This is a genomic window from Corynebacterium sp. HMSC072A02 (genome assembly GCF_001810085.1).
GTDB lineage: Bacteria > Actinomycetota > Actinomycetes > Mycobacteriales > Mycobacteriaceae > Corynebacterium > Corynebacterium hesseae.
Genome location: NZ_KV799825.1, coordinates 1 through 1,305, shown reverse-complemented (window position 1 = coordinate 1,305; position 1,305 = coordinate 1). Strand labels below are relative to the sequence as shown.

General features: G+C 55.0%; 1 protein-coding gene. It reads left to right on the top strand.

The window, feature by feature from the left end; genetic code table 11:
• Positions 1-49 precede the first annotated feature (49 nt).
• Positions 50-1,275 (top strand): IS3 family transposase gene (locus tag HMPREF2698_RS03310; protein ID WP_141748919.1). Its coding sequence is split into 2 segments (ribosomal slippage): positions 50-329 and positions 329-1,275, totalling 1,227 coding nucleotides; the frame shifts between segments, so codons are not numbered across the junction.
• The last annotated feature ends 30 nt before the right edge of the window (positions 1,276-1,305 follow it).

The following is a 1,305-nucleotide window of genomic DNA, read 5'->3' as shown; positions in this document are numbered from 1 at the left end:
TGAAGCGTCCTGGGTTTAGTTCCTACCTCAGCTAAGGAAGGATTGAACTATGCCTAGAAAGTATTCCGTCGAGTTCAAGGAGAAGGCGGTCCATCAGATCATCGAAATGGTCCGCCTGGAGTCTTGCTCACTGCAACGCGCCTACACGGAGGTCGGTGAGCTGCTTGGAGTATCTCACCACACGTTGCGGGCCTGGTACCGTGACAGCGCCTCAGTACGCGATAATTCTGACGCTTCAGGCGGCGAAACAATGGAAGAAGAACTCAGGCGTCTGCGCCGCGAAAACCGCGAACTGAAACGAGCAAACGGGATTCTTAAAACTGCTTCGGCTTTTTTCGCAGCGGAACTCGACCGACCCACGACCAAATGATCTCCTACATCGACGCGTACAAAGATCAATTTGGGGTCGAGGCCATCTGCCGAGTCCTTAAACAAGCAGATCGTGGATTCATTACTTCACGCGGCTACCGCAAAGCCACCACACGTGTTCCCAGCGCAAGAGCCTTAAGCGATAGCCTGCTCATCCCAGAAATACAGCGTGTTCACGCGGAGAATTTCTCGGTCTATGGCATCCGCAAAATGTGGCACGCGATGAACCGCGAAGGCTTTCATATCGGCCGCGACAAGACCGCACGTCTGATGAAACTTGCAGGTGTTTCTGGCCGCAGACGTGGGCGAACCCCGGTAACAACAATTAACCCGAAGACACCGGATCATCGCCCGGACCTAGTGCGCCGAAACTTCCGTGCGCAGGCACCAGGCCGGCTGTGGGTTGCCGACATTACCTACGTTCGCACCCTGTCGGGATTCGCCTACACCGCGTTTGTCGTGGATGTCTTCAGCCGAAAGATTGTTGGTGTTGCTACACGCTCGACGATGCGTACTGATGCGCTGCCCATGGAGGCTTTGGAGCATGCGTTAACGACTGCAGGGCGAATCCATGGAAATCAACTGATTCATCATAGCGATCGGGGCAGCCAGTACGTGTCACTGAAGTATTCCACCGCGCTAGCTGAGTCAGGAATCCGCCCGAGTGTGGGAACAATCGGCGATTCTTACGACAATGCACTAGCCGAAACAGTCAACGGTCTCTACAAGGCGGAACTGATTCATGCCCAGGGCCCGTGGACGTCGGTCGGAGAAGTCGAACTGGCCACCTTGCGGTGGGTGCATTGGTGGAACACTAAGCGGCTTCACGAAGCATTGGACTACGCCACCCCACAGGAAGTAGAAACCGAGTACTATCTCACCCAGCCCATCAACACAGGGCCGTAAAAGAAGCGGAACTAAACCCAGGACGCTTCA